15 protein-coding genes are annotated in these 25,781 nt (G+C 39.6%); 4 read left to right on the top strand and 11 right to left on the bottom strand.

The window, feature by feature from the left end:
- Nucleotides 1–90: 90 nt before the first annotated feature.
- On the bottom strand, nucleotides 91–2,199 hold the full coding sequence (gene metG / locus ACVWYG_RS15690) for a methionine--tRNA ligase (RefSeq protein WP_457271376.1): 2,109 nt from the start codon (nucleotides 2,197–2,199) through the stop codon (nucleotides 91–93).
- 36 nt (nucleotides 2,200–2,235) lie between these two features.
- On the opposite strand from metG, the gene ACVWYG_RS15685 reads away from it, so the two are divergent.
- Both ACVWYG_RS15685 and ACVWYG_RS15680 read left to right on the top strand, forming a co-directional pair.
- Entirely contained in the window at nucleotides 2,236–3,138 is a 903-nt protein-coding gene (locus tag ACVWYG_RS15685; protein WP_457271374.1) for a S66 peptidase family protein, read from the top strand.
- A complete protein-coding gene (locus tag ACVWYG_RS15680) occupies nucleotides 3,139–3,546 on the top strand; it encodes a DoxX family protein (protein ID WP_457271372.1) in 408 nt (135 codons plus the stop codon).
- Between the two features lie 201 nt (nucleotides 3,547–3,747).
- Here ACVWYG_RS15680 and ACVWYG_RS15675 read toward each other — a convergent pair whose 3' ends face one another.
- The 10 genes from ACVWYG_RS15675 to ACVWYG_RS15630 all read right to left on the bottom strand — a co-directional run bounded on the left by ACVWYG_RS15675 (nucleotide 3,748) and on the right by ACVWYG_RS15630 (nucleotide 23,453).
- Nucleotides 3,748–5,190: a RagB/SusD family nutrient uptake outer membrane protein gene (locus tag ACVWYG_RS15675; RefSeq protein ID WP_457271370.1), complete on the bottom strand. Its 1,443-nt coding sequence runs from the start codon at nucleotides 5,188–5,190 to the stop codon at nucleotides 3,748–3,750.
- A gap of 10 nt (nucleotides 5,191–5,200) precedes the next feature.
- Complete coding sequence (locus ACVWYG_RS15670; protein WP_457271368.1) at nucleotides 5,201–8,314, bottom strand: SusC/RagA family TonB-linked outer membrane protein; 3,114 nt, start codon at nucleotides 8,312–8,314, stop codon at nucleotides 5,201–5,203.
- A 561-nt stretch (nucleotides 8,315–8,875) separates the two neighbouring features.
- The gene (locus ACVWYG_RS15665) at nucleotides 8,876–10,360 is read right to left on the bottom strand and encodes a SusD/RagB family nutrient-binding outer membrane lipoprotein (protein ID WP_457271366.1); all 1,485 of its coding nucleotides are present in this window, start codon (nucleotides 10,358–10,360) and stop codon (nucleotides 8,876–8,878) included.
- A gap of 15 nt (nucleotides 10,361–10,375) precedes the next feature.
- Nucleotides 10,376–13,135 carry a SusC/RagA family TonB-linked outer membrane protein gene (locus ACVWYG_RS15660; protein ID WP_457271364.1) on the bottom strand — a complete coding sequence of 920 codons (2,760 nt, stop codon included), beginning with the start codon at nucleotides 13,133–13,135 and terminating at the stop codon, nucleotides 10,376–10,378.
- Nucleotides 13,136–13,182: 47 nt separating this feature from the next.
- Nucleotides 13,183–13,632 (bottom strand): carboxypeptidase-like regulatory domain-containing protein, encoded by a 450-nt coding sequence (locus ACVWYG_RS15655; protein ID WP_457271362.1) that lies wholly within the window; start codon nucleotides 13,630–13,632, stop codon nucleotides 13,183–13,185.
- A gap of 258 nt (nucleotides 13,633–13,890) precedes the next feature.
- Nucleotides 13,891–14,595, bottom strand: a complete 705-nt coding sequence (locus ACVWYG_RS15650) for a hypothetical protein (RefSeq protein WP_457271360.1) — start codon at nucleotides 14,593–14,595, stop codon at nucleotides 13,891–13,893.
- A 141-nt stretch (nucleotides 14,596–14,736) separates the two neighbouring features.
- Complete coding sequence (locus tag ACVWYG_RS15645) at nucleotides 14,737–15,711, bottom strand: DUF1735 domain-containing protein (protein WP_457271358.1); 975 nt, start codon at nucleotides 15,709–15,711, stop codon at nucleotides 14,737–14,739.
- Between the two features lie 7 nt (nucleotides 15,712–15,718).
- The gene (locus tag ACVWYG_RS15640; RefSeq protein WP_457271356.1) at nucleotides 15,719–17,305 is read right to left on the bottom strand and encodes a SusD/RagB family nutrient-binding outer membrane lipoprotein; all 1,587 of its coding nucleotides are present in this window, start codon (nucleotides 17,303–17,305) and stop codon (nucleotides 15,719–15,721) included.
- Nucleotides 17,306–17,317: 12 nt separating this feature from the next.
- Entirely contained in the window at nucleotides 17,318–20,458 is a 3,141-nt protein-coding gene (locus tag ACVWYG_RS15635) for a SusC/RagA family TonB-linked outer membrane protein (protein WP_457271354.1), read from the bottom strand.
- Nucleotides 20,459–20,954: 496 nt separating this feature from the next.
- A complete protein-coding gene (locus tag ACVWYG_RS15630) occupies nucleotides 20,955–23,453 on the bottom strand; it encodes a M14 metallopeptidase family protein (protein ID WP_457271352.1) in 2,499 nt (832 codons plus the stop codon).
- A 77-nt stretch (nucleotides 23,454–23,530) separates the two neighbouring features.
- On the opposite strand from ACVWYG_RS15630, the gene ACVWYG_RS15625 reads away from it, so the two are divergent.
- Together ACVWYG_RS15625 and ACVWYG_RS15620 are read left to right on the top strand one after the other, a co-directional pair.
- On the top strand, nucleotides 23,531–24,829 hold the full coding sequence (locus tag ACVWYG_RS15625; protein ID WP_457271350.1) for a UDP-N-acetylmuramoyl-tripeptide--D-alanyl-D-alanine ligase: 1,299 nt from the start codon (nucleotides 23,531–23,533) through the stop codon (nucleotides 24,827–24,829).
- Nucleotides 24,830–25,316: 487 nt separating this feature from the next.
- On the top strand, nucleotides 25,317–25,781 hold a 465-nt coding region (locus ACVWYG_RS15620), incomplete at its 3' end, for an IS110 family transposase (RefSeq protein WP_457271348.1).

The following is a 25,781-nucleotide window of genomic DNA, read 5'->3' as shown; positions in this document are numbered from 1 at the left end:
TTAAATTGGCTGCGTTTGATTTTTCAAATCAGCGATTTATGACCATAAATTTAAAAAACTACCAAACACGTAGAGAAGATTGGTTGCATTTTATCTTATTACACTACCCGCGGCAAACTGTTCACTTGGAGAGATGAAAACCAATTTCCCAGTCGCATCCTCTGCCATTAAAATCATCCCCTGCGAAATAATTCCTTTGATTTCTCTTGGAGCTAAATTAACGACAATGCAAACTTGTTTTCCGACAATGTCGGCTGGTTTATAATGTTCTGCGATCCCAGAAACCACTATTCGTTCATCTATAGCGGTGTTTAATGTAAGTTTCAACAGCTTTTTCGTTTTCTCAACTTTCTCAGCAGCAATAATCGTTGCAATGCGGATGTCCATTTTAGAAAAATCTTCAAACTGTATGTCTTCCTTTGCGGGAATAACCGCTGTATTTTCAGCCGCATTGGCCAGTTTGCTATTGTTTAGCTTGGTGATCTGAAATTCAATTTCATCATCTTCAATTTTCTCAAAAAGCAGCTCAGGTTGACCCAGAACATGCCCCCTTTTTATGATGCTCACGCCGCCCGCATCTTCCCAATCATGACCCGCATCTTGAAGCATTTTCATGAGTTTTACCGCTGTAAAAGGCAAAAAAGGTTCTATTAAAATCTGTAAGTTCGCACAAATCTGACAGGAAATGTTCAAGATGGTTCTCACCCGATCGTCATCCGTTTTAATTAACTTCCAAGGTTCGGTTTCGGCCAGATATTTGTTCCCTAAACGCGCAACATTCATCACTTCCATCAAAGCTTCTCTGAAACGATATTGTTCTATTGAGCTTGCAATTTTAGCAGGATAAGTGGCTAGATCATCGATAACTGCTTGGTCTACAGGCTCAATTCCCATACAGGTTGGGACTTTACCATTAAAATATTTGTGGGTAAGTACCATTACGCGGTTTACAAAATTACCAAAAATGGCCACCAACTCATTGTTATTTCTGGCCTGGAAATCTTTCCAAGTAAAATCATTGTCTTTGGTTTCTGGCGCAGTTGCCGTCAACACATACCGGAGAACATCTTGTTTACCCTCAAATTCGCGCAGATACTCGTTCAACCAAACAGCCCAATTCTTCGACGTCGATATTTTTTGTCCTTCTAAGTTTAAAAATTCATTTGCCGGAACATTATCTGCCAAAATATAACCCCCATGGGCCATTAACATTGCAGGAAAAATAATGCAATGGAAAACAATGTTGTCTTTCCCGATAAAGTGTACCAGTTTTGTACCCTCATCTTTCCAATAATCCTCCCATTGGCATGCATCTCCCTCAGGATTGTTGATGTAATACTCTTCTGCTCTCGGGTTCCAAACGCCTAATTTGCCATAATTACAAAGCTCCTTAGTGGCAGAAATATAACCAATAGGTGCGTCGAACCAAACGTATAGAACTTTTCCATCCGCACCTTTTATCGGCACCCTAATTCCCCAATCCAAATCTCGAGTCATCGCTCTAGCCTGTAGCCCTGCGTTTAACCAACTTTGGCATTGTCCATACACGTTTGGTCGCCATTCTTTGTGGCTTTCTATGTAGGTGCGCAACCGATCTTCATATTTTTCTAAAGGGAGAAACCAATTGGTCGTTTCTTTTAACACTGGCTTATCGCCAGAAAGTGTAGACCTTGGGCTGATCAGGTCTGTTGGATTTAAAGTGGACCCACAGTTTTCGCATTGATCGCCGTAGGCATTTTCAAAACCGCAGGTAGGACAAGTGCCTACAATATATCTATCGGCTAAAAAAGTCTTCGCCTGCTCATCGTAATACTGTTCTGTTTCTACTTCTGTAAAAACACCTTTATCATATAGGGTGGTAAAGAATCCAGCCGCTGTTTGGTGATGTGTTATAGACGATGTCCGATGGTAAATGTTAAATGAAATACCAAATTCTTTAAACGAATCGCCTATTATTTTATGGTATTTATCCACTACTTCTTGGGGCGTAATACCTTCTCTTTTAGCTTTTAAGGTAATGGGAACACCATTCTCATCGCTTCCGCACACAAACTTTACATCTCTTTTATTGCTCCGTAAATACCGAACATAAATATCGGCAGGAATGTAAACTCCAGCTAAATGTCCAATGTGTACCGGCCCATTGGTGTAGGGAAGTGCTGCTGTAACGGTATATCTCTTTACTTTGCTATTATCCAAAACGTTTTTATTAATTTGGCAAAGATAAGAGTTTTGATGATGATAAGACAGCCCGATTATTTAAAAGAAGGAGATAAGATTGCCATTGTTTGTCCTGCGAAAAAACTTCCGGAAGACATCCATTTTGCCATTGCAGAATTAGAAAGTTGGGGCCTTGAAGTGATCCTCGGTGTATCAGTTGGTGCAAGTCACTACCAATTTGCGGGCAACGATGCGCTAAGAGCTTCAGACTTACAGAGATTTTTGGACGCAAGCGATGTCGGCGCCATTATTGCGGCTAGGGGTGGTTACGGAACGCTTCGCATCATTGATGAACTTAATTTTGAAGCCTTCAACATACATCCAAAATGGCTTATTGGCTTTAGCGATATTACGGTATTGCTCTCTCACAGCATTTCGGTACTAAACACCAAGTGCCTGCATGCCCAAATGCCATATACCTTTCAAAAAGCCACAAGAGCATCTCTCGCATCAATTAGGCAAATATTGTTTGGAGATAAACTTAGTTTTGAGTACAAAAGTAGTTTCAAAAATAAAAAAGGACTCGCTGAGGGCGTGTTGATTGGCGGAAATCTTAGCCTATTGTGTGCACTTCAAGGTTCGGTCTCTGAGATGGATTTTAATAACAGAGTGCTATTTTTAGAGGAGGTTGGGGAACACGAATACGCCATTGACAGAATGATACGTATGATGGACAGAGCTGGAAAACTTAAAAACTTAAAAGCCCTGATTGTTGGTGCCTTTAATGAAATTTCTCCGGAAAAAATTCCATTTGGACAGAGCGCCGAGGAATTATTGTGGGATGTAGTCAAAAAATATGACTATCCTGTTTGTTTCAACTTTCCAACAGGGCATATAGACAATAATATGGCTATGGTGCTCGGCGAGACTGTATCATTAGAGATTGAATCAAACATTGTAAAATTTAAATACATATAGATGGCTATTTTAGAGCATTTAGGAAAATACCGCAATACAGGATTACTACTGCTGCGGGTTGGGTTGGGCATTATGTTTATTAGCCACGGTTTCCCAAAAATGGCCGGCGGCCCGGCAAACTGGGAAAAAATAGGTGGAACAATGCATGTGGTAGGCATTCATTTTATTCCTACATTTTGGGGTTTTATGGCTGCTTTCGCAGAAACTTTTGGTGGATTTTTAATCATTGTAGGATTATTTTTCCGTCCGGCATGTTTGCTGATATTAATGACCATGATAATTGCTTCGACGATGAAGCTAGGCTTGGGGAGCGGTTTTATGGCTGCGTCTCAGCCGATAGAAATGGCCATTGTATTTGTAAGTCTACTGCTTATTGGGCCAGGAAAATACAGTGTAGATAAAAAGTAGATTTCAGTTACATCGAAGATTAAATGCTACACTCTAGCGCACATTGATCTCCATGTTTTTAATCGAGATAGAAAACGGCGGTTAAGCCTTTTAAACGGTCGGTTCATCCAAATTTAACTGATGAAAAAACTTAGACGGTACTAGAAATTAAAAAAGGGCTTCGGTACACCCGAAACCCTTTTTTTATTTATTAAAAATAGTTTAAATCGGGTTTTGAACTATTTTCGGATTTGCATCAATTTCTGCTTGAGGAATTGGCAATGCAAACCTCTTATCTCCTGCAGGAATTGTTATTTTACTCCAATGGGAACTGCTCGTTCTATTTAGAGACTGCTTGGTCCGCAAGATATCGTAATATCTTTGTCCTTCTCCAAAAAGTTCTTTTCTGCGCTCCAACAAAATCTCCGCAATAAGTGCATCACCAGTATTGGCTGATGCAACTGCTGTTGGGATAGCTCTTTTTTGAATCATCAATAAAGCAGTTGTCGCAGCGGATGTATTGCCCAACCTTGCCTGTGCTTCAGCGTCTATTAAAACCATTTCAGAAGAACGAATCAATATTTGGTCATTACCGCCTGAACCATCAAATACAAATTTGCTGACCGTATAACCATCGCCTAAAATTTGATAATCTCCAGTAGTTGGGTCGCCACCTACATCGGCAGGAATTCTAAATTGGTTTTTTCTGAAGTCGTTATTCGCAAATAGGTTAAAAAAGTCACTTGTTGTTCTAAAACTAGAGTACCCTCTATCATACGGGTCATAGAAGGACTGGACTTCGAGGTAGAATTCGTTATCGTTTGGAGTGCTGCTCAATCCCCAAATCCATTCAGAAGTTGGTGCCCTAAAACCTTCTAGCAGCGACGCTGCAGAACCTAAAGGGTGGCTAGTTATGGCAGCTTTAGCTTTTAGGCTCGCATTAGCCCAATCGCCCTTTGCCAAGTAGACGCGAGCTTCTATGCCCTGGATTGCGCTTAAACTAATTTTGTACACATCGCTCGCACTTGCTGGAAAATTAGCCTCAGCAGCAGCCAAATCTTTTAGAATGAAAGCATACACATCTTTCACTTTGTCTCTAGCCGGAAATTGATCATCAGGACCGATAGATTTTTCCACAATAGGTACACCTAACGCTTCAGGATCTAAAGCATAAGATTTTGCGCCAAATTCTTGAACGAGTTGGAAGTGCACATAAGCCCTAACAGCCGTTGCCTCTGCTATATAGCGGGCTTTAACAGCGTCAGCAACCGGAGCAGTCGGTGCATTTTCGATCAATTGATTACAGTTTGCCACGATTTTGTAACCTTGAGACCAATGTGCTTGTAACTCAACATCATTAACGCTTTGGATATATTGGTAGCCTGCTACAAAGCGATTGTAGTTACCAGTAGAGTTTGGAAATACATCTTCGCCTTTCACGTCACCATTCATTATGATGTTATAGCTGTAGCTATTGTTGGTAAGCAAATCATATATACCTGTCATGGCGGCCTGAAGTTTCGCTTCGCTAGTAAAAGCATCGGTATTGCTTATAGAATCATTTGGCTTTAAGTCCAAAAAGCTCTTCTTACAACCTGCAAATACCAGACCTAGTGCTAAAATAGCAACGAGAACTTTGTAATTTATTTTAGTTATGTTTTTCATGTCTGTAATTTTAAAATCCTACGTTTAAGCCCAAAGAAAAAGTCTTTACATTCGGAATGTCTCCGTTCGGAACTCCAGATAATGAAACCTCCGGATCCATACCGTGGTGTTTAGAAAGCGTAAAGGCATTTTCAGCAGAGATAAAGATCCTTGCATTCGCCAATTTTACTTTCTCTGCCCAATTCTTGTTCAGATTGTATCCCAAGGTAAGGTTCTTCATCCTAATGTAAGATCCATCGTATAAGAAACGGGTAGACTGACTATTGCCTTGATCTGGATTGGAAGGTCGAAATCTAGGAACACCCGTATTTGTGTTTGTTGGAGTCCAAGAATCAAAGATACTGGTAGAAAGCTGAGTTCCATTTGTTCTGCCAGCATGGCTTAGCGTAGATAATAAATCATCATAAATTTTACCTCCAGAACTAAAGAATAAAAACGCAGTAAAATCAAAATCCTTATACTTAAATATATTGGTTAATCCTCCTGTAAATTTAGGTAAGGCAGAACCGCTGTCGTATCTAGTAGCAGCACTATAATTATTTGTGGTAATTTTCTTTCCTGTAGCGGCTCCAGTTGCGTCCACTTCATCAATATACCACAATGGCTGACCGTTTGCAGGATCTACTCCAGCATACTCCCGTAGGTAAAATTGATAGATATCAGACCCAACTTTCAGTCGCTTAGAACCGTTAACCACATCATTACCTGCTAATTTTAAAATTTTGTTCTTACTCGTTCCTGCATTCAAGGAGACATCCCACCTAAAGTTATTGGTTTGCACCGCGTTCCCATTTAACAATAAGTCCACACCTGTGTTTTTAACCGAAGCCAAGTTGGTGGTAACTGTTTGAAAACCAGTTGTAAAAGAAAGCGGCTTTTGATAAAGCAAGCCATCAGCTTTTCTATTATAGAAAGAGACTTCTCCACTTATTCTGTTTTTCAAAACACTAAATTCCAAACCAGCATCAAATTGATTGTTTTGTTCCCATCTAAGTGCTGGGTTTGCCAAATTGTTATAAGTTATGCCAGAAGAACCTTCATAATTGTTGCCCAAGGCATATAATCCTTGTGCAGCATATCTGCCAATCTGGTCGTTACCAGAAGTACCATAACTTGCCCTTAACTTTAACTCATTTATCCAATCTATATTCTTGATAAAATCTTCCTGGCTTAATCTCCAAGCTCCACCTACAGCATAGAAGTTACCATATCTATTGTCAGCACCGAAAACACTAGAACCATCTCTCCTAAAACTTCCTTCGAAAAAATATTTATTGTTATAGCTATAGTTTGCTCTTGTAAAATAAGATTCTAGTCGCTTTTGTGTGTAATAGGAACTTGGAGCACCTGGAATACTACCCGCAACTAATTCTTCTGCACCCGCAAATGGAAAGCCTGTGACCTCGGCGAAAACGTTATCGTATTTGCTTCTATAAGCTTCTTGACCCAATAATACGGTTAAGGCGTGTAGGCCAAAGGTTTTGTTATAAGTTAAGGTATTTTGGAAGGTTACCGTAATGTCTTGCACGGTATATCTATCTGCTCTCCCCGCAGGAGCAGCCCCATTTCCATGATCTCTATTGTAAAACTGTCTTTCTCGGTTATTTATGTAATCAACCGCCTCGTTTGTCTTAAAAACAAAATCCTTTAGAAACTTTACCTCCACGTAAGGGTTTAAAATTGCTCTGGTGGTAATGGTGTTGTACTGATCCGCAAGGGCAAGGCCAACCGGATTAAAATCTTGAGAGATAGGATTTTTATAATTATAAACCAGCGCACCAGTGGCATCCTTTATAGGAACGCCATTTGCATCTCTAACGTACAAAGAATAAATGTTAGAAACAACATCCCCAAATCGTACAGGATTCGCTGCGCCTGTAGCACCTGCCGGTGTATTTTGATCGGTATAAGATAAGGTGGTATTAACACCTACGCTAATGGCCTTATTTACTTGATTAGAAAGGTTGATCTTTCCTGAGTAGCGCTTAAAGTTAGACGCTAAAATTATACCCTTTTGGTCAAAATAACCGCCAGATAAAAAGAACTTAGTCGCATCGTTTCCACCTTGAGCGGATAAATTTACGTTTTTTGTCACCCCAGTATTGGTCACTGCATCTCTCCAATTTGTATCATAATAAAGGGCTGCACCAGAATTTAGGGTTCCACCAGCACCATATGGCGTAGTTGTATTGTAAGGATTAACAGCTAATATCTTTATGGCAGAGGCATCTGCTTTAGTAGCCGCGAGGTCAGGCGTATTCCCTGCTGCAATGTTCTGATTGTAATAGTAATCAAAATATACTTTGAAATATTGACTTGCATCTAATGAGGCCGGCTTATCTGTAGCAATGTATGAGTTGCCTCCGTTCATCGTCAAATTGAATTTCGTTTTTCCATTTCTACCCTTTTTTGTGGTGATTAGAATGACGCCATTCGCTGCACGCGAACCGTAAATTGAAGCTGCAGAAGCATCTTTCAAGATTGTTACAGAAGCAATGTCATCTGGATTGATTGAGGATAGAATGTCCGAGGTAGTGGCTATCTGGCTAAAATCTCCAGACTGTATAGGAATTCCATCTATTACATATAGAGGTGTTGCACTTGCTGAGATAGAACCAATACCCCTAATGCGCACTTCACTAGATGCCCCTGGTTGACCAGAAGTTGAGGTAACAGTAACCCCCGCCGCAGCACCTTGTAATGCCTTATCAAATGAGGAAACAGGTCTATTTTCTAATACATCGCTTTTTACAACAGACGCAGAACCCGTAAAAGACTCTTTTTTCGCGGTGCCGTAACCTACTACCAACACATCTTGTAAAGCGTTAGCATCGGTTTGCAATACAACATTTACCAAATTTAATGAACCAATGGTAACTGTCTTACTGATGTATCCTATTGAACTAAATTGTATTGTTTTTGCGTTGGATGTAACGCTTATCGCATATTGTCCATTTGCATCTGTGATGGCCCCGCCCGCTACCCCTGCAATTTTAACGGTAACACCTGGGATTGGTAAACCATCACTGTCGCCGGTTACCTTTCCGGTAATGGTTCTATCTTGCGCATTTGCCGATAGGGCAAGAAACAATAAGACGAACAAACTGTGTAAAAGTTTTCTCATGAAATAATAGATTAGTTTTTTGTACTTTAATAAAGCGCTAATGTAATATTTCTCTGAAATAAATTAATAGATATTGTGTAACAATTGTTAAAAAGAGTTAAAAATAGGCTAGATAAAATTCAAAATCTTCAAATTCCATTTTATAGGTCATCACTGTAACATTTAAACTTAGAATGTCCGTATTTGACAGATTGCAACAAGTATTTATACTTTTTATTGAATGATTTTATAGTGAAATTATAACTATGTGAATTTTAATAGCTTCCAAATCAAATTAAATAGAACAATTCTATTAAAACAATGCAACTCACCCCATTAGATGTTTACATGGCTTAAGAGGTAATTCCCTTAAAAGTTAACCAAAAAACGACTCATCCATTAATTATTCCAGTCAAAGTTAGGTATACAATTTATAAGGTTTGATGCACATCGCGCCGACACACTGGTCAATCCCATATAAATGCTGAATGCCTATCAAGGAAGATAAACAAAAACCCAACGAAAAGTAAAAAGGCTGCGCGGGAAAACCAGCGCAGCCTTTGCTTTAACTTTAAAATCTTTCTATTTATCCCAGCCCACTGGCACATTAATCAGTACAGAACCTGGGTAATTTGTATTTGTTGTGGCTTCGGAATTAGGATATAACATACGCAATGGCATTTTTCCAGCGCCAATTACAGAGGCTACAGAAGGAACAAAGAATGTAGGATAGCCCGTTCTTCTCCATTCTGTCCACGCTTCGAAACCCTGAAAACCACACATCGCAAAATATTTTTGGGTGATGATCGCTTTAATCTTATCCTCAACAGTTTTTGCAGCTGCCAAGGCAGGCAATCCTGCAGGAGACGTAGCAATATAAGTTGTAGGATCGCCTGCACCTGTTGCCACAAAACTCGCAGTAATTCCATTTTGATAAAGACTTACCACATTTCCGGCAGCCCACCCTCTTGCAACAGCTTCGGCCTGTAAGAAATAGCTTTCCGAAGCTGATATCAATTTAACAGGCGCAGTTGCCGAGGTCGGATTAGTAGCGTTGCCTCCAACTAAAGCAGATGGAGGAGACACTTTTTTACCGGTGTTCTTCAAATAGCTTCCTTGCGGAATAGAGGTGAGTGTATCTTGTGGAGCTGATTTATCAACCAATATGTCAAAAAACTTATTCAGGCGAGGATCGCTATTTGCCGTAAATGCATTTACAATAGTCGAGCTAGCAACCGCATTTTGAGTTTTATTTAATATTGGACTTGCAATCTCATTATACAAAGGGTTTTCATTACCTCCAGTAGAGGTGTATTTTATTGTCGCATCGACTGTTAGAAAACTAGGGTTGCTCGCATACAACGCGGCGACACCAGCCTGTGCTTTTGCAGGGTCTGACTTTGCCAAACGTAGATAGGCTCGCAATTTGAGCGTATTTGCGAATGCTTTCCAATTATCCATATTTCCTTGAAAAATCATATCCTGTCCGCCAGGAGATGTCGAATTAGCCGTATTGATTAAAGCCAGTCCTTTGTTAATGTTTACAAATACGCTGTCATAAACTACTTCCTGTGAATCATATTTTGGATTTCCATAAACGTCTGCTTGTAGGGCTTGGGTAACGGGAACATCGCCAAAAGCATCTGTCGCCACCTGATAAGCGTAAGCTTTCATTACGTAAGCGATGCCTTTAATGTACTCAAGCTGCGGGCCTTGGCTTTTGGTTATCAAATCGGCATTGACCAGCGTAACTCGATAGAGGTTAAGCCATGCGCCATTAAAATCGGTATTTACCGGATTGTACTGATCAATGGTTTTGTATTGTGAAGAATTAGGATTTTGAGTCCAATATTGGGCCCAAATGTTACCAAATACCTGAAATGAATTACCTATTACCTGACTGATACCTGTTTCCACAGTAGGTAAAAGTAGCTCAGGTTTTGCGTTGTCAGGACTATTCGGGTTTTGATTAACATCTAGATACTTTTTACAACCTGAAAAAAGTGCGGCAGTGAAGAGCGCTGTAAAAAAGACATGCTTCAAATTCAATCTATTTTTTCTTTTCATAATGATAACTACTATTTAGAATGAAACTTTAAGGTTAAAACCATAGTTGCGAACTGATGGGTTCGCTGCAAAATCCAAGCCTTGCTCATTTCCAGAACCACTCGAGTTTACCTCAGGATCTACGTATTTATTTGCTTTGGGAGTCCATAAAAATAAGTTGTTTCCAAATAAACCTACTGTTATGGCCCCAAATGGAAGTTTATTCAATTGTGACTTTTTGAATGAATAGGCTATGCTTGCGCTGCGCAACTTAACGTATGAAGCGTCAATTACCTCTTGCCCCGGTGAGTTTTCTGCCGTAAAGTAGTCGTACTTCGAATAGAAGATATTTGTATTTGGAACACTCTTACCAGAAGCATCTAAGTAAACAGAATTAGGGAAAACTTGACCAACCCGTGCTCCGCCGGTTTCCGCAGCAGTACCTACAAAATCAGTTATTTGCTTAGTTTCGGAGTAAAGAACGCCACCATGTTTCAGATCAAACAAAACAGCTACATCAAAACCTTTAAATTTTATACTTGTACCTAGAGAGGCCATATATTTAGGATTATAAGAACCTAAGTATTCCGGCTTGCTCGTAAGCACTGGTAAACCGGTATCTTTATTTATGATTGTTCTTCCCTGTGCATCTTTAGAATTTGTAACGCCGTAAAATTCGCCGTAAGGATATCCCTTCGCAGCAACTATGCCCATACCACCAAAACCACCGATCGAGACTTGAGATACGCCATCGAGCAAGCTAATTACCTCATTATTGTTCTTGGTAAAAGTGCCAAAAAGATCCCAACTTAGCCCATAACTTGTTTTAATCGGCGTTCCGCTAATGGATAACTCAATTCCTTTATTCTGAACCTCACCAGCATTAATTGTATTAAAACCATAGCCGGTTGAGTTGGGAATTGGAATTGAAAGGATTTGATTTTTTGACTTATTGGCATAATAACTGAAATCAAACGATAACCTGCTATTAAAAAAAGCCAACTCAGTACCAACCTCGAATGAACTCGTTTGCTCAGGCTTTAGTTTGTTGTTTCCAAGTGTTGAGCCAACCTGTAGCGCAGAAACGCTTCCGAATGGAAATAAAGTAGAGCCAAAATTTGAATTAACTGCCGTTGCATTGTAAGTGGTTAACAAACGGTAAGGATCTGTATCGTTACCTACTTGCGCATAACTTGACCGTATTTTGCCATAACTTAACACATTCGCAATGGCCGATTTCTTAAGCAGTTCGCTAAACACAAAAGAACCACTAACGCTTGGATACCAGTAGGAATAACTAGTTAAAGGCAATGTGGAAGAACGATCATTTCTAACGGTGCCTTCTAAAAACAAATAGTTTTTATAGGAAAGATTTGCATCCGCATAAAACCCTACCAACCTCCTAATTGCAATTTGATCCAATAATGAAGCTAATGGCCCATTGCTGTTTTGAAGGTTATATAAACCAGGAACGATTAACCCTCCACTAGTATTGGTACTCGTAAGTGATGAGGTAGTAGACCGTTGTCTGATGTTATTCCCTAACAAAAGTGATCCTTGAATATCTTCGGTAAACTTATGGGTTGCTGTAACCATTAAGTCATGAACAACTTCATTTATATTGTATTGATCTATCTCGTAGGAGCCGTTGTTCGTTACATTGCCCGCACCGGTCCAAAGTGTGCTATTGTCAGAGTCATCGGCGGCGCTAAAGTTAAATTTGGGTGCAATTTCCCTTCTTCTATCAGAATATGAGTCGATTCCTACCCGTTCTACGATGCTCAACCATTGAAGAGGTTTATATTCGAGATTAAAATTACCTGTTATGCGATTAACATCATCCAGGTTGGAATAATTTTGAATGATAAAATAAGGGTTGGGTGCAAAAGCATTGTAAAATCCGTACTGATTACTTCTTACAACACCTTTGCCATCTGTAAATCCGTATGCGTTATAAGGATTTTTTAAGTCGCCTGCTTTGTCGATTGGAATGTCTCTTGGGGTTTGTAACAAATTTATCCAAACTCCATTTCCTCCTTGACCACCTGCAATATTATTCGACATAATTTTACTGTAATCAAAAGAAACTCCTGCAGTAAAATTATTGGCTAAAATAGTTTTTCCGTTAAACCTAACGCCATATTTATCATAAGTGTCTTTATCACCGGGAAAAATTCCATTTGAATTTAAAGAGTTTAAGGACAAATAAAAGCTACTCTTGTCATTGCCTGATGAGATGCCCGCATTATTAGCCGTGGCGAAACCTGTGTTAAAAAAATCCTTTATATTATTAGGCAAGGCAGCGTAGGGTTTATGCTGAACAACCCCATTTATGGTTTGACCCCATGGTTCGGTTTTTCCTGTAAACGGACCGCCCCAACTAAAGTTATCGCTACCATCATCTATTCCGGTAGTATATTCGGCTGTAGATCGGTCGCTTGAGGACTGCAAATATCCTTGACCATACTCATTCTGCCAATCAGGAACCTTCAAGATAGCCGAAAATGTATTCGTAGAATTTAGGGTTATTTCGGTTTTTTTAGAGCGGTTTGCTCCAGATTTAGTGGTAATCATAATGGCACCGTTTGATGCTCTTGACCCATAAAGGGCTGCAGCCGCAGGACCTTTCAATACAGTAATGGAAGCCACATCGTTTGGATCAATGTCATTGCCTCTATTGCCATAGTCAACCGCTGTTAAACTGCCACCGCCAATAATACTAGAGTTGTCTACTGGAAGACCGTCAACAACTATTAGCGCTTGATTGCTTCCGGATATGGATGAACCGCCACGCAATACAATCCTACTAGAACCGCCTGGAGTGCCAGAGGTTGAGGTAATGTTTACGCCAGCAACCTACCAGTCAAAGAAGTAAGAACGCTTGGGCTACCTCCTTCAGTTAACTCTGAATTACTTACCGTTGGCGCCGAATATCCTAAAGTTCTTTTTTCTCTTTTAATCCCATTGGCGGTAACAACAACTTCAGTGAGTTGCTTAGTATCCAAACGAAGCGTTACATTTAAATTGGTTTTTCCTGATGTAGCGACCGTTTGTTGCTGGTAACCGATAAAGGAGAAAATTAAAGAGCTGGAAGCATTAGGTACTTTAATGGAGTAAAATCCATTCGCATCTGTTACGGCTCCAATTTTAGTATTGATCACCTTTATGCTTACTCCAGGAATTGGTAGATTATCATCACTAGAGGTAACATTTCCGGTGATTGTTCTATCTTGAGCCACGGCAGCGCCAGCTACAAATAGCAAGATGAACAAACTTTGCAAAAGTTTTTTCATAAAAATAAATAAGTTAGTGGACTGAAATTACATTCAGCGCCTAAATGTAAATGTTCTAACTTTTTAGATTATGAAGTTCTTATGAAGTTTTCTACGAAACGGTTATACAATAAAACAATTTTAGATAAAAAAACTGCACCAATTGTTTTAAAAGACACTTTCTTTTGGAAATTTATGTGTTCTTAAAAAAGCATCAATAAGAGAGACCAAAATTAACCTATTGAAATAACGAACTCATTCTATTTACACGAAACGGCATTAATATGCCCAAATAAAACGTTGTTTACCGGGATCAGTTTCATCAAAGTTAATTCTCGCCTTTACAATAAAAATGGAAGGAAGATTCTTATCGGCAAAATTCGCAGGAATCCAGTCCAGATCGAAATATTTCTCCGAAATAACCAGTCTTTTCGTCACAGCGATGCCCTGAGTTGTATATCTTGCTTCATATTTTGGATTGCCTTCAGCATCTATTATAGAAACCAATTCTACATCTAACGTCCCTTCAGCATTTTTATTTTCGGCTAAAAGCTGTCTTTTAACTTCCGTTCCTAATAAAGAGACATATTCGTCTATTGAGGCAATAGGAACAGGTATTACAGCTTTAGTCTTATCCTCATTTTTAGTAAGCACTTCTACCATAAGCCGATTGATGCTCGTCGTATCTAAATACACTAACTTTTTCTGATCGTAATTGTAGCGTAAAAACACATTTCCATCATCGTTAAAAGCATACCAATTTCCAACTCGTTCGCCATCTTTATAAGACCCTCTTAGATAAACCTTATCTCCACCACCTTTGGTAATGGTATATGGCCCATTTAGTTTTTTTGCATCGTTAACCGTATAAGTTACTCGAGTTTGATCGGCTAAATCAGCTGTTTTTTGAGCTTGAGCAACACTTTCAGTAATATTGAACAAGCAAAGACACCAAATTATTTTAAGGAAATTTGTGTTTTTCATGAAATTAGATTTTGATGGATTCAATTAAAAAAACTTACTTGACAGTAAATATAAAACTATTAATAAGAAAAATGTCATTTGCATAAAACAAAAAAATCCCCACCTTAAAAGTGGGGATTTCATTAAATTTAATAAGAAGAACTAAGGTCTATTCCCAGTGAACACCCATTTTTCGTAGAACGAAGTTCTAATGGTTGTTCCCGGCTGGAGCATATAATAACTCACTTCTAGAGTTTTAGTAGTTCCCGAAACAGTAAATTTATTAACTCCGGAAGGATTAATCTTCCCAGACCTGCCGTTCGATGCAGGTTGTCCGTAATAATTTGTAACACTGATAACGTTACCGCTCGCATCCATAGTAAAAATAGGACTGAAAGAGCCATATGCACTTACCGCTGAACCATTCGCAATAGGATGATAAAAATTAGCGCTAAAATACGGGTGACTATCATACATCGCTACTGAATTGGGGCCGGTGGTAATTAATGACATTTTATCCATTGGATAAAAACCTTTTAATGCTGGGTTAGTGGCATCTGTCATTGGAGCTGTTGCAGTGATGGTATATTGTCCATCATATTGATTTTTAGCACTCACATTCAATAAAATGGTATTGAAATTTCCGCTAACAATCCCCGGAGAAGCAGAGGTTATAGTAAGGCCTAGAACTTCAGATTTATTAAAGTTAAATGCAGAAGGTTTTAACAACACATTGAATGTTGCTTTACTAGTTCCAGCTTTGATTACCACTTCATTTGCGGAAAGCGTAAATGCGGCTGCGTTTAAAGGAACGTAGCCACCATCCGTAGCCCTATTGTATTCGCCAATAGTGGAAGTATCTGCAACCCCGAATTTTACGGTAATGTCTTGAGGGGCTGTCGCTTCAGGACCAGAATAACTCACCGTAATAGGAAGTGAAGGTGTTGCTGTTGATTGATAGGAAAATGAATAAAGCGGATGTGGAGTTCCATTTGTGACAATTTGTCCAGGGTTCGCAAACTCTATTACGTTATGTCCCTTTGCGGGATCTAACACCAAGCTATTGTCTTTCAAACAGGAAGTAAACGAAGTTACAACAAGTGAAAGTGCTATGAATTTTAAAATATTTTTTTTCATTTTTTTATTAATTTAAGTCCCAGAAAATACGTGAACCAAATAGTGTAACCCCGGCTGGAACATTAGCCGAGTTTAAATTATACTCCTGTTGCGGATACAGTACCCTCCCAATTAACTTATCTGGCCTAGTTGACGAAGATTGTTTTGAAGCAAATGTCGCAGTTGCCGATGATGACCCGTTTGAAATTGTTGGATAGCCAGTCCGTTTAAACTCATTAAAAGCTTCGTCCGCATTTATAACGTTCATAGCAATGTATTTCTGTGTAATAATGGCCTCAATCTTTTGATTTACTGTTAGTGCCAAATCAAAATTAGCCAAAGGGCTTCCCACGTTATCAGCAAAATAAGTAGTCACATCACCTGCGACATCTTTACTCGGATCTACCACGTTACTCTGATTTTCATATAAATAATTGAACGAAGCTGTGACACCAGCTACAAAGCTTCCTTTAGCATTGCCTGCAAAGTAACCTCTAGCAACCGCTTCGGCTTGTAGGAAGTAACTTTCTGATGCAAGCATAATTGGTTGACCTTGTTGTGGACCTTTTGCTACTCCCAAACCAGGGGTATTTGCGTCGACCCCTGTAAACCAAGAGGTAGACCCATTAGGTGGAACTTGCGAACTGGTGGTGTTTTCCTCTCCCAACTGATTTGATGCGACATTTGGAAAACCATTGTACGTAACGGAACCACGGCCATCGTCCGTTAATTTTGATCCATTATAGAACGTCAAAATCCACGTAGTAGGCACTGCCTGCGATTGAGCACGCGTATTATCTGTATTAAAGGCTAGTGAGCCATAATTCGGATTTTGCTTTCCAGCTTCTTTTACATATCCAGGTTGAACCAACGCATCACTTGCAATAAAACCAACACCTTGATCTAAAGCGGCAAACTCGGTAGTCGCATAGGCACTAAGCGCGGGCACACCCGCCATCTTAATTAATAGTCTTAGCTTTATCGTATTTGCAAAACGTTTCCATCTGTCCATGTCTCCTTTATACAACGGATCAGTACTCGCTATAACCTTATTGGTTGCAACGTTTGCCTGTGCTTCGGTAATGCTCTTGATAGATAAAGACAATTGAGAAACCAAATCTTTATAGATGTCTTCAGCTTTATCGTATTTAGGCGTTAAATTTGCGTTTCCTTTCAAAGCTTCAGAGTACGGAACATCATTGTATTGATCCACCAATTTAGAAAACATAAAAGCTTTCATAATTCTTGCAATTGCAGTGGAATAAGCTAATGCAGGAGTTGTTGAGGTGTTGTCTATTACATATTGGTAATCCGTCGCATTGTCGTAAACGGAGGTAAATAGACCGGTAAAATTACTTGCTGTATAAGCATAGGTAACTCCGGCGCCGTAACCACCGACCCCAAAAATATTGGCTGCAAATCCTCCAGGAAAAAAATATGCGCTATTGTAGGAGTTTGAAATCGAAGCCGAACCCACAATCGCTTGGGGCAAAACTAAGCCTGGCGAAGATGATGTTGAGCTGTTTGGGTTTTGGTTTACGTCAAGAAACTTTTTGCAAGAGGTAAATCCCATCGCAATAGTCGCTATTAATAAAATATTAAAAATCTTTTTCATATTCAGTGTGTATTAAAAAGTTAATGATAAAGTAGCCCCGTAAAAACGAGCAGGAGGGGTTTGGCCTAAAGACGTGATGCCTACTCCATTGCTCTCAGATCCTGCATCGCTATATTCAGGATCAGTATAAATATTCGTTTTAGGGGTCCAGATAAATAGATTCCTACCTTGAACACTAACTCGAGCTGCTTTCACATACCTTAAACTGCCGAGTATAGACTGTGGCAAATCATAACCTAAAGACAATTCTCTCAATTTCCAAAATGCAGCAGAATAGGTGTAATTGGTTGCTACACCCGTGTTTGTAGGGCCATTGGTCCAAAAATCTACCCCACCTGTTCTAGTGGTAATGTTTGTGTTTTCTACATACGTATTAGTCGCTGGATCTAAATAAGATGAATTCGGTACGACAAATCTTTCACGATTAAAATAGGTTGTTCTAATTCCCGCTCCTGAAAAGTCAAAACTTCCTGAATTTTGAGCCATCACAAATCCACCGCGATATTCGAATAAGCCAGATAAGCGGAAACCTTTAAAAGTTACGGCTGCATCTAAACCTAATCTGTGTTTAGGTTCTGTATTGCCTAAAGTTATTACTCCAGTAGATACACTTGGGAAACCAGTAGTTTGATCTACGATGATTCTTCCCTGCGGATCACGATTGTAGTCTGTTCCTCTCAGTACCGGAAAAGGCTGACCTTCCACAGCATAAACACCAAGGGTAGTAGTTCCAGACAATCCTAGTTGCTTCTGACCTTCATTGATAGACAGTACCTTATTATTGTTATAGGTATAATTGGCACCAATGGAAACTTCCAATCCAGAAGTAATGCTTCTGTAGGGAACTAAACGTAAGCTTGTTTCAACACCCTTATTGCTAACTTTTCCAGTATTGGTTAAATAGGATGAAAAACCTGTAGAAGGAGTTACACTTACAGGCACTGTTTGGTCCGTTGTATTGGATTGATAGTAAGTAAAACTACCAGTTACCCTAGATTTGTACAACGAGAAATCAAATCCACCTTCATAAGATAGTGTAATTTCTGGATTTATATTAGCAGCAACAATTTGATTTCCTAACGTTTGTCCTGCGATCCCCGCATATGGATAACCATACGCTGAGCCGAATGTAGGAAGCAATGAGTAAGCTCCAAAATTGGTACTGTTACCCAAATTTACATTACCCACCTGAGATACGCCACCCCTTAGCTTCAAAGACTCAAGTACCCTCGAGTTTTTTAAGAAAGAAATTGCGTCAGATGCGATGAAGGAAATATCGGCGGCAGGGTAGAAGAAAGATCTATTATCAGTAGAGAGTATAGATCTCCAATCATTTCTACCCGTAAGGTGTAAATATAAGTAGTTCTTATAACCTAACCGCGCATCTGCATAAACACCAATTTGGCGCGCTTTAAAGTTAGCTTCTCCGGCTCCAGGATTCTGTAATCCATTGCTAATGTTAAAGAAACCAGGAAGGGCTAAACCTCCGTTTGTGGCCACACTCACTCCCTTGTAAGTATTTTGCCTAGTCGTTGCACCTAAAATTACGTTTAAAGAGAAATCCTGACTAAGTTTTTTGATGTACTGGGCTTGAAATTCTGGATTAACCTGTGTGGTAAAACCCGAAAAGTCGCTCACACCACCAACAATGTTCGAGAAGTTAGACGTTTCATTTAACCTGTAGTCTGAATAGTTAAATCGATCTGTCGTATTCTTACTTGAAAAATTTCTGGTTGAAAGGTTAGCTCTCACTAACAAAGACAATTCTTTAATTGGAAACCACTTTAACTGCGCGTTTCCCGTCAAATAATCATTCCGAGTTAAGCTACGATTGTTTCCTAACGTGAAATAAGGATTTTGATAATATTCGTTGTAATATCCATCAGGAGTAGAAAAAGGATCGTTCTTATAGTCTTTATACCTAGTTAAAGGAATTTCACCAGGTGATTGCAACACATTATCATAAGCAGTGGAAATTGCAGAGGATTGATTGTATCTGTTTTGAACATAGTTCGCATTAAAACTGAACGTTACATTGTTACCCAAATTACGTTCTCCGTTTATCCGCATGCTAAACCGATTAAACTTATCTCCAGGTACAGTACTTGCTTGATCAAAATATTGACCCGAAAAGTAATAAGTTCCTTTGTCATCCCCAGATGAAGCGCTAAAATCAGTTTGGCTAGAAATACCTGTTTCCCAGAAAGAATTTTTGTTTTCGTTTCCATTAAAGGAATAGGGAACGGATTGAATAGAACCATCGGCCAATGGTTTACCAATTGGACGAACCACCCCATCAAAAGCAGGGCCATATTGTTGATTTTCAAATGGTGTATAGGTAGGAATGTCATCATTTCCTGTTCCAGATCCAAATCTTTTCTGTATCTGAGGCAAAAAGCTTACCTGCTCTGCATTAACTGTTTGACTTATGTTAATGATGGATTTACCACGTTGACCTTTCTTAGTCGTAATAATTAATGCACCGTTAGATGCATCCGATCCATACAGTGCCGCAGCACCGGCACCATTCAATACTTCAATGTTTTCAATGTCTTCAGGATTTAAATTTCCTAAAATACTACTTGGAACTATGACGTTGTCCACGACCACTAAAGCTTGATTGTTTCCAAGCAAAGATCTGTTTCCACGCAATACCAACCGGATGTTAGGGTTTATACCACTACTCACCGCATTTACCTGTAAACCGGCAACTTTTCCGGTTAATGCACTCGCAACGTTAAATGCCTTACCTTGTGTCAAATCCTCTGCTTTTACAGTAGTAGACTGATTACCTTGTTGGCGACGCTGAATAGCTACACCACCGGCAGTAATCACCACTTCGTTCAGCGACGTTGCATTCGCGTTAAGCACTGCATTTACAACACCGCTTGCAGGAATACTCAATTCTTTAGATTCGTAACCTAAAAAGGAAATAATTAACGTTTTTGCTTTCGCAGGAACCGTAAAAGAAAATTTACCGTTTGAACCAGTTTGAACGCCTAAATTGGGAACTTCTCTCACTTTCACCGTTGCGCCGGGTATAGGAAGTCCGTCGTCTTGTGAAGTTACAGTTCCAGTTACTGTTCTATCTTGAGCCATCGCAGCACCTGCCACAAACAACAAGATGAACAAACTTTGTAAAAGTTTTTTCATACAATAAATAAATTAGTTAGTTAGTTGATATTGTTACAATGCGCAAGATATATTTATTATTTAACATATTTTAACAAACAACGTTAAAAATGTTAAAACGTTTAACGTTTCAAGGCGCCGGAAATCATTTTATGCCTTTAAAGCGCTCCAAACAATACTTATTAATAAGTATATCGACTAAAAAAAATACTTCTTAATGGAATGTGTAGAGATAGATTTATTTAAAAGCCTAAAAAAGAATAATCCACTGCGCCTTTTATACCGAGATTTCTTGCAAATAAGGCAGTTAGACCATTAAAATTTAAGGAAATTAATCCGTTCTTTTTTTAAAAACAGCCAAATGTTTTTTAAGCCGGCAAAGTTTAAAGCCAAACCAAAAATTCGCTACTTATCTTACTTAGACTCAGCATCTGGATCTGATTAAATAAAAAGTTAAAAACCGGTTAAAAGTAGAATTTAGACTAAGAATAATTATGCGATAAACGTTATTTGCAAATTAGTAAGTACAAAAAAGTACATTGGTAAAAAGCGTTTTCCCAACCTCCCAAAAATTTCTAAATAAAGGATCTGTGGCGAGATAAACGACCTGGCCGCGTCCTAAATCTTGACTGCCAATTAAAAGTCCTGTGCTTAAACTTTTCCTAACCGTTTTACCTACAACCCCGGCCATCAAGCTTTTAGCGTTTAGTTGGCCAATATTCCAGCCCTTTTCAAATGGCTTATACACAAGGTCGTCGGTCTTTAAACCGTAATAGGCGTTGCCAATTCCATAAGACAAGGGGTGCGTATCATCTAGATTAATTTTATAAATGGCACCGGGAATCGCATGTTCAAAATTAGCCTTGTCTTTATTTGCGAATGATCCGTAAGGTTCTTTATTGGCCTTTGTTGTCGTAGTATCCATTTTTTTTATTTCAAAATCCTTTTTACCAATAAACCCTGTGATGGCTTCTTCGATTAAAATCAATCGTCCGCCTTTTTTAATCCAAGCTGCCAACCCATCTTTTATATGCTCCTTATAATCGCCGTTTGGAAGAATGAGCGTATTTACCTTATCATTGTCTAGCGCATTAATGTTCTGGACAGAAATCACCATCGGATGGAGTTTTAAATCATGTTCCAAGTAAAAAAGAACTTCTCCAAAACCCAAAGAGGATACATCATCACCAAAAACAACAGCCGTTTTTGGTGAGGTCAAAAGTGGATATCCATTGGATCCGAAATCTTTTCCTTTATCTACAAAACCTGTATTAATGGTTTTAAAAGGTACCTGCTGCGTACTTACGATTTTTGTAATGATTTGTACTAGATTTTTATTGAGTCGCTCATTTTCAGCACGCATTACCAACAATGTGCCGGCAGGATAGTTATTTTTATCGATGCTAAAAGGCGCGTCTGCTTGCCTTACCCTAATGTTCGCGTTTTGTAGTGCAATCAATAATTTAGCGTCTTCGGTACCACCCCAACCAAATGCCCAAGCCAATGGCGATTGATTGGCCTCTAATTTAATTGTAGCATCCGAACCTAAATCCAGCGCAGGGAATGAACCTTTTAAGTTTTCTTTGCTTGCATAGGCATTTAGTCCATACACATAAGGAAGCGACCAGGCGGTGATGTCGTAGGTGTTGCTGTCAGACACAAATGTCTTTGGCTCCAAAAGTACGTCGGCCAGAACAGCCGAAGGCTGGTGTAAATTTACTATAAGGTCGTTTCGTTCGATAGAAAAATTCTCGTCTCTCTGCTTGCTGTAATTGTATCCTTTCGCCGTCTGATTTCCGCCAAAGGCGAATTTAATGCGGTTCTTATTAAGCAATTCTGCCATTTTTTGCAACCTCGATATGTTATCTGCCTTCACAATGTAACTTGTATAAATGCCTGGAGGATTTGTTACATTTTTTTGAAAATAGGCTTTAAATGCTTCTAACAGCTCTGCGCTATGTTTTGATCCAATTTCTACTGTAGACATTCCTGTGGCAAAATGATGACTAATCCTATCAGCCAAGGTAAGCGTATCTCCATCATTGGTGACAATAGCCAATCCTGCGCGAATTCCACCCTGCTCGTAAGTCATGCCAATGGCGCCGTTATATAGGGGGTAAGTATCGCCGTAGGAAGGATAAAGTAAGTCGAATTCCTCTTTCGTAAAATACTTCCAGCCGTGTTGATCAAAATACTTTGCATTGTTTCTGCCCACTACTCCCTGGAATTTCTTCTGAAAATCGGTGATGTCTCGGTGTACCGGTTCTGCTGCGGGCGCAAAATAGTAAGGTTGGTTGTATCCTTGTTCATGATAATCCACATGTATTTGTGGCATCCATTGGTGGTAAATGGCCAATCGAGCTTTGCTTTCTTTTTGCGTTTGCCACGCCCAGTCTCTGTTCAAATCAAAATAATAATGATTTGGTCGCCCTCCCGGCCAAGGCTCTAAATGTTCTCGCGACATCGGGTTTGCATCGGGTGTTTCCCCAACAACGCTATTAAAAAAGTTTACATATCGGTCTCTTCCATCAGGGTTTAAACAAGGATCGATAATAACTACTGTATTCTTTAACCAACCGTTTGCTTCTACATTGTTGCCACTGCAAAGTTCATACAAAGTTTTCATTGCTGTTTCGGTCGAACTCGCCTCATTGCCGTGTACGTTATAGCTTAGCCAAACTATAGCCGGCTGACTAGCCAAATTTACATTTGCCCCATTTGCATCTGCCAATTTTAAGTTATTGGTTCTAATTTCCTCCAAACGGTTCACGTTTCCTTCAGAAGAAACAATTGCAATAAGCAATGGCCTACCCTCGTTCGTTTCTCCATAGTTTATCAGCTTCACTTTTGTTGGCGCCGCATCAGCGATCTGCCGAAAATAAGCCGCCACTCGGGCATGCGGCGTAAAATGACTCCCCAGCGGATAACCAAGGAACTTATCAGGTGTTACCACTTGTGCATTTACAGAAAATGCTGCTGCAGCAATCCAAAAACAGAGCGCAATTAGATGTTTCATAATTGAAGTTTTTTCTAAAGTAGTAAATTTGCGATTTTATTGTCACTAAACCTTAATTTTACGGCATAATTTCTAAAATGAAAAACACAGCCTTATTAGATATCTTTTTACAACATCCAATAGTTTGCACAGACACCCGTCACATTTTACCTGGCTGCCTATTTTTTGCACTAAAGGGTGAACACTTCGACGCAAATGTTTTCGCAGCAGAAGCCTTGGAAAAGGGCGCGAAATTTTGTGTGATTGACGATGATCAATTTTCGAATTTAGAAGGCACATTACTCGTGCCAAATGCATTGGAAGCATTGCAAGATTTGGCAAGAAGGTATCGAAAGCATCTAAAAATTCCTGTAATTGGCCTCACAGGAAGCAATGGCAAAACAACCACCAAGGAACTAATCCATAGTGTATTGGCAAAAAAATATAAAACTTTTGCTACAAAGGGCAATTTGAACAACCACATCGGCGTACCACTATCCATCTTATCCATCACCTCAGTACATGAAATTGCGGTGATAGAAATGGGCGCGAACCATCAAAAAGAAATAGATTTTTTAAGCGCCATCGCCATGCCTAGCCATGGACTGATTACAAACATCGGCTTAGCACATTTAGAAGGTTTTGGAGGAATTGAAGGGGTTAAGAAAGGCAAAGCCGAGCTTTATACCTATTTAAAAAACAACAATGGTTACATCTTCTTAAATAGAGATAGCGAGGTACTAAAGGAAATGAGTGTAACAACTGGTTTAGAAAAAATAATTTATTACGGAACTGGCGCCGGAAATGCGATTCAAGGAACGCTTACAAGTTCGGATCCGTTTATAGCTGTGGATTGGACCAATCATAGTGAAAACGGATCCGCCACCACACAACTTACAGGAAGCTACAACTTTGAAAATATTTTGGCAGCCATTTGCGTCGGCGACTTTTTTGACTTAAGCACCGACGAAATAAGCAAAGGCCTTTCTAACTACAGTCCGAAAAACAATCGGTCGCAGTTGAGCGATACGGGTCACAACAAAGTTATCTGCGATTTCTACAACGCAAATCCGAGCAGTATGGACGCTGCGCTGAAAAATTTATCAGCCCTGCAAGGCGATAAAAAAGTGGCGATTTTAGGAGATATGTTCGAACTTGGGGATGCATCTGAATTAGCGCACGAAAAAATTGCCAAGCAAGCTGTCGACTATCGTTTTTCGACTACCATTTTTATAGGTGCAAAATTCTGTCTGTTAAAAGATAAGTTTAATGCACTGTTTTTTTTAACCGCAATAGAGGCAAAAGCTTATTTAGAAAAAAACCAGATCAAAAACCATTTAGTGCTATTAAAAGGTTCTCAAAGCATGAAATTAGAAAGCTTGCTGGACGATCTTTAACGGCGAACACGGGACTAGGGACAGCGTGTAAAAGCGCCCAAATAATTAATATTCTTGAGCTTAAATAAATCTACACAGTTTTTAGATCATTTTGGGCGTTCCCCTAAAGAGGGTCGCGCTTTACGTTCCAATCTTTTTGTTCGTTCCTCAAAAAAAGGATTTCCTCTGCAATCGCTAACCAAAACATCCGAGTGTTCAAGAGCGCTAACGATGGGAATGGCATCCATAAGTTGGCCTGTTCGGAGCCAATTAAAGATACAATGGACAGCGTGTAAAAGCGCCCATAAAATCAGTAGAATAAGCTTAGCTAGATTAAAAATCCTATTTAGACCATTTGGGCGTTCCCCTGAAGAGGGTCGCGCTTTACGTTACAATCTTTTTGCTCGTTCCTCGAAAAAAGTATCCATGTAATTAATAGGCTTTAGTTAGAGAAGTAGTCAAAAGTGCTACAATAAATGAATTAATTTTATACTCTAAACTAAAGCCAATGTCAAATATACACCAAATTGCAGATTTTTCGGGAGAGCAGATCAATGTTGGAATTGATGTTCACCTTAAGCAGTGGAATGTCACTGTCTTCATGGGCCAGCAGTATCTCCGCAAGTTTCAGCAGGCTGCCGATCCCTACATGCTGATCAACCATCTTTCTTCCAATTATCCAAATGCGATTTTCCGCTTGGCCTACGAGACCGGTTTCAGCGGTTTTTGGGCACATCGGGCATTTGCCCATGCCGGTATGGACTGCCTTGTGGTCAACGCCGCAGATGTTCCCCAGACCGACAAGGGATACCGCACCAAAAATGACGTGACCGACTCGCGCCGGATAGCGGCTGCCCTTGCGGGGGGAATGTTACGGGGTGTACATGTTCCCGATGAGGAACTGGAGAGCGACCGGACCGTGGTACGCTATAGGCACCGCCTGGGCACAGACCTTACAAGGGCAAAGGCGAGG

The sequence above is a fragment of the Pedobacter sp. UYEF25 genome (genome assembly GCF_054061655.1).
Note: the sequence above shows the minus strand (reverse complement) of the source record. Positions and strands in the feature narration are given on the sequence as shown.

Bases quoted from the DNA above. Each gene is read 5' to 3' on its own strand.
- ACVWYG_RS15685 (WP_457271374.1), top strand. From the start codon at position 2,236: ATGATGATAAGACAGCCCGATTATTTAAAAGAAGGAGATAAGATTGCC.
- ACVWYG_RS15680 (WP_457271372.1), top strand. From the start codon at position 3,139: ATGGCTATTTTAGAGCATTTAGGAAAATACCGCAATACAGGATTACTA.
- ACVWYG_RS15675 (WP_457271370.1), bottom strand. From the start codon at position 5,190: ATGAAAAACATAACTAAAATAAATTACAAAGTTCTCGTTGCTATTTTA.
- ACVWYG_RS15670 (WP_457271368.1), bottom strand. From the start codon at position 8,314: ATGAGAAAACTTTTACACAGTTTGTTCGTCTTATTGTTTCTTGCCCTA.
- ACVWYG_RS15665 (WP_457271366.1), bottom strand. From the start codon at position 10,360: ATGAAAAGAAAAAATAGATTGAATTTGAAGCATGTCTTTTTTACAGCG.
- ACVWYG_RS15655 (WP_457271362.1), bottom strand. From the start codon at position 13,632: ATGAAAAAACTTTTGCAAAGTTTGTTCATCTTGCTATTTGTAGCTGGC.
- ACVWYG_RS15650 (WP_457271360.1), bottom strand. From the start codon at position 14,595: ATGAAAAACACAAATTTCCTTAAAATAATTTGGTGTCTTTGCTTGTTC.
- ACVWYG_RS15645 (WP_457271358.1), bottom strand. From the start codon at position 15,711: ATGAAAAAAAATATTTTAAAATTCATAGCACTTTCACTTGTTGTAACT.
- ACVWYG_RS15640 (WP_457271356.1), bottom strand. From the start codon at position 17,305: ATGAAAAAGATTTTTAATATTTTATTAATAGCGACTATTGCGATGGGA.
- ACVWYG_RS15635 (WP_457271354.1), bottom strand. From the start codon at position 20,458: ATGAAAAAACTTTTACAAAGTTTGTTCATCTTGTTGTTTGTGGCAGGT.
- ACVWYG_RS15630 (WP_457271352.1), bottom strand. From the start codon at position 23,453: ATGAAACATCTAATTGCGCTCTGTTTTTGGATTGCTGCAGCAGCATTT.
- ACVWYG_RS15625 (WP_457271350.1), top strand. From the start codon at position 23,531: ATGAAAAACACAGCCTTATTAGATATCTTTTTACAACATCCAATAGTT.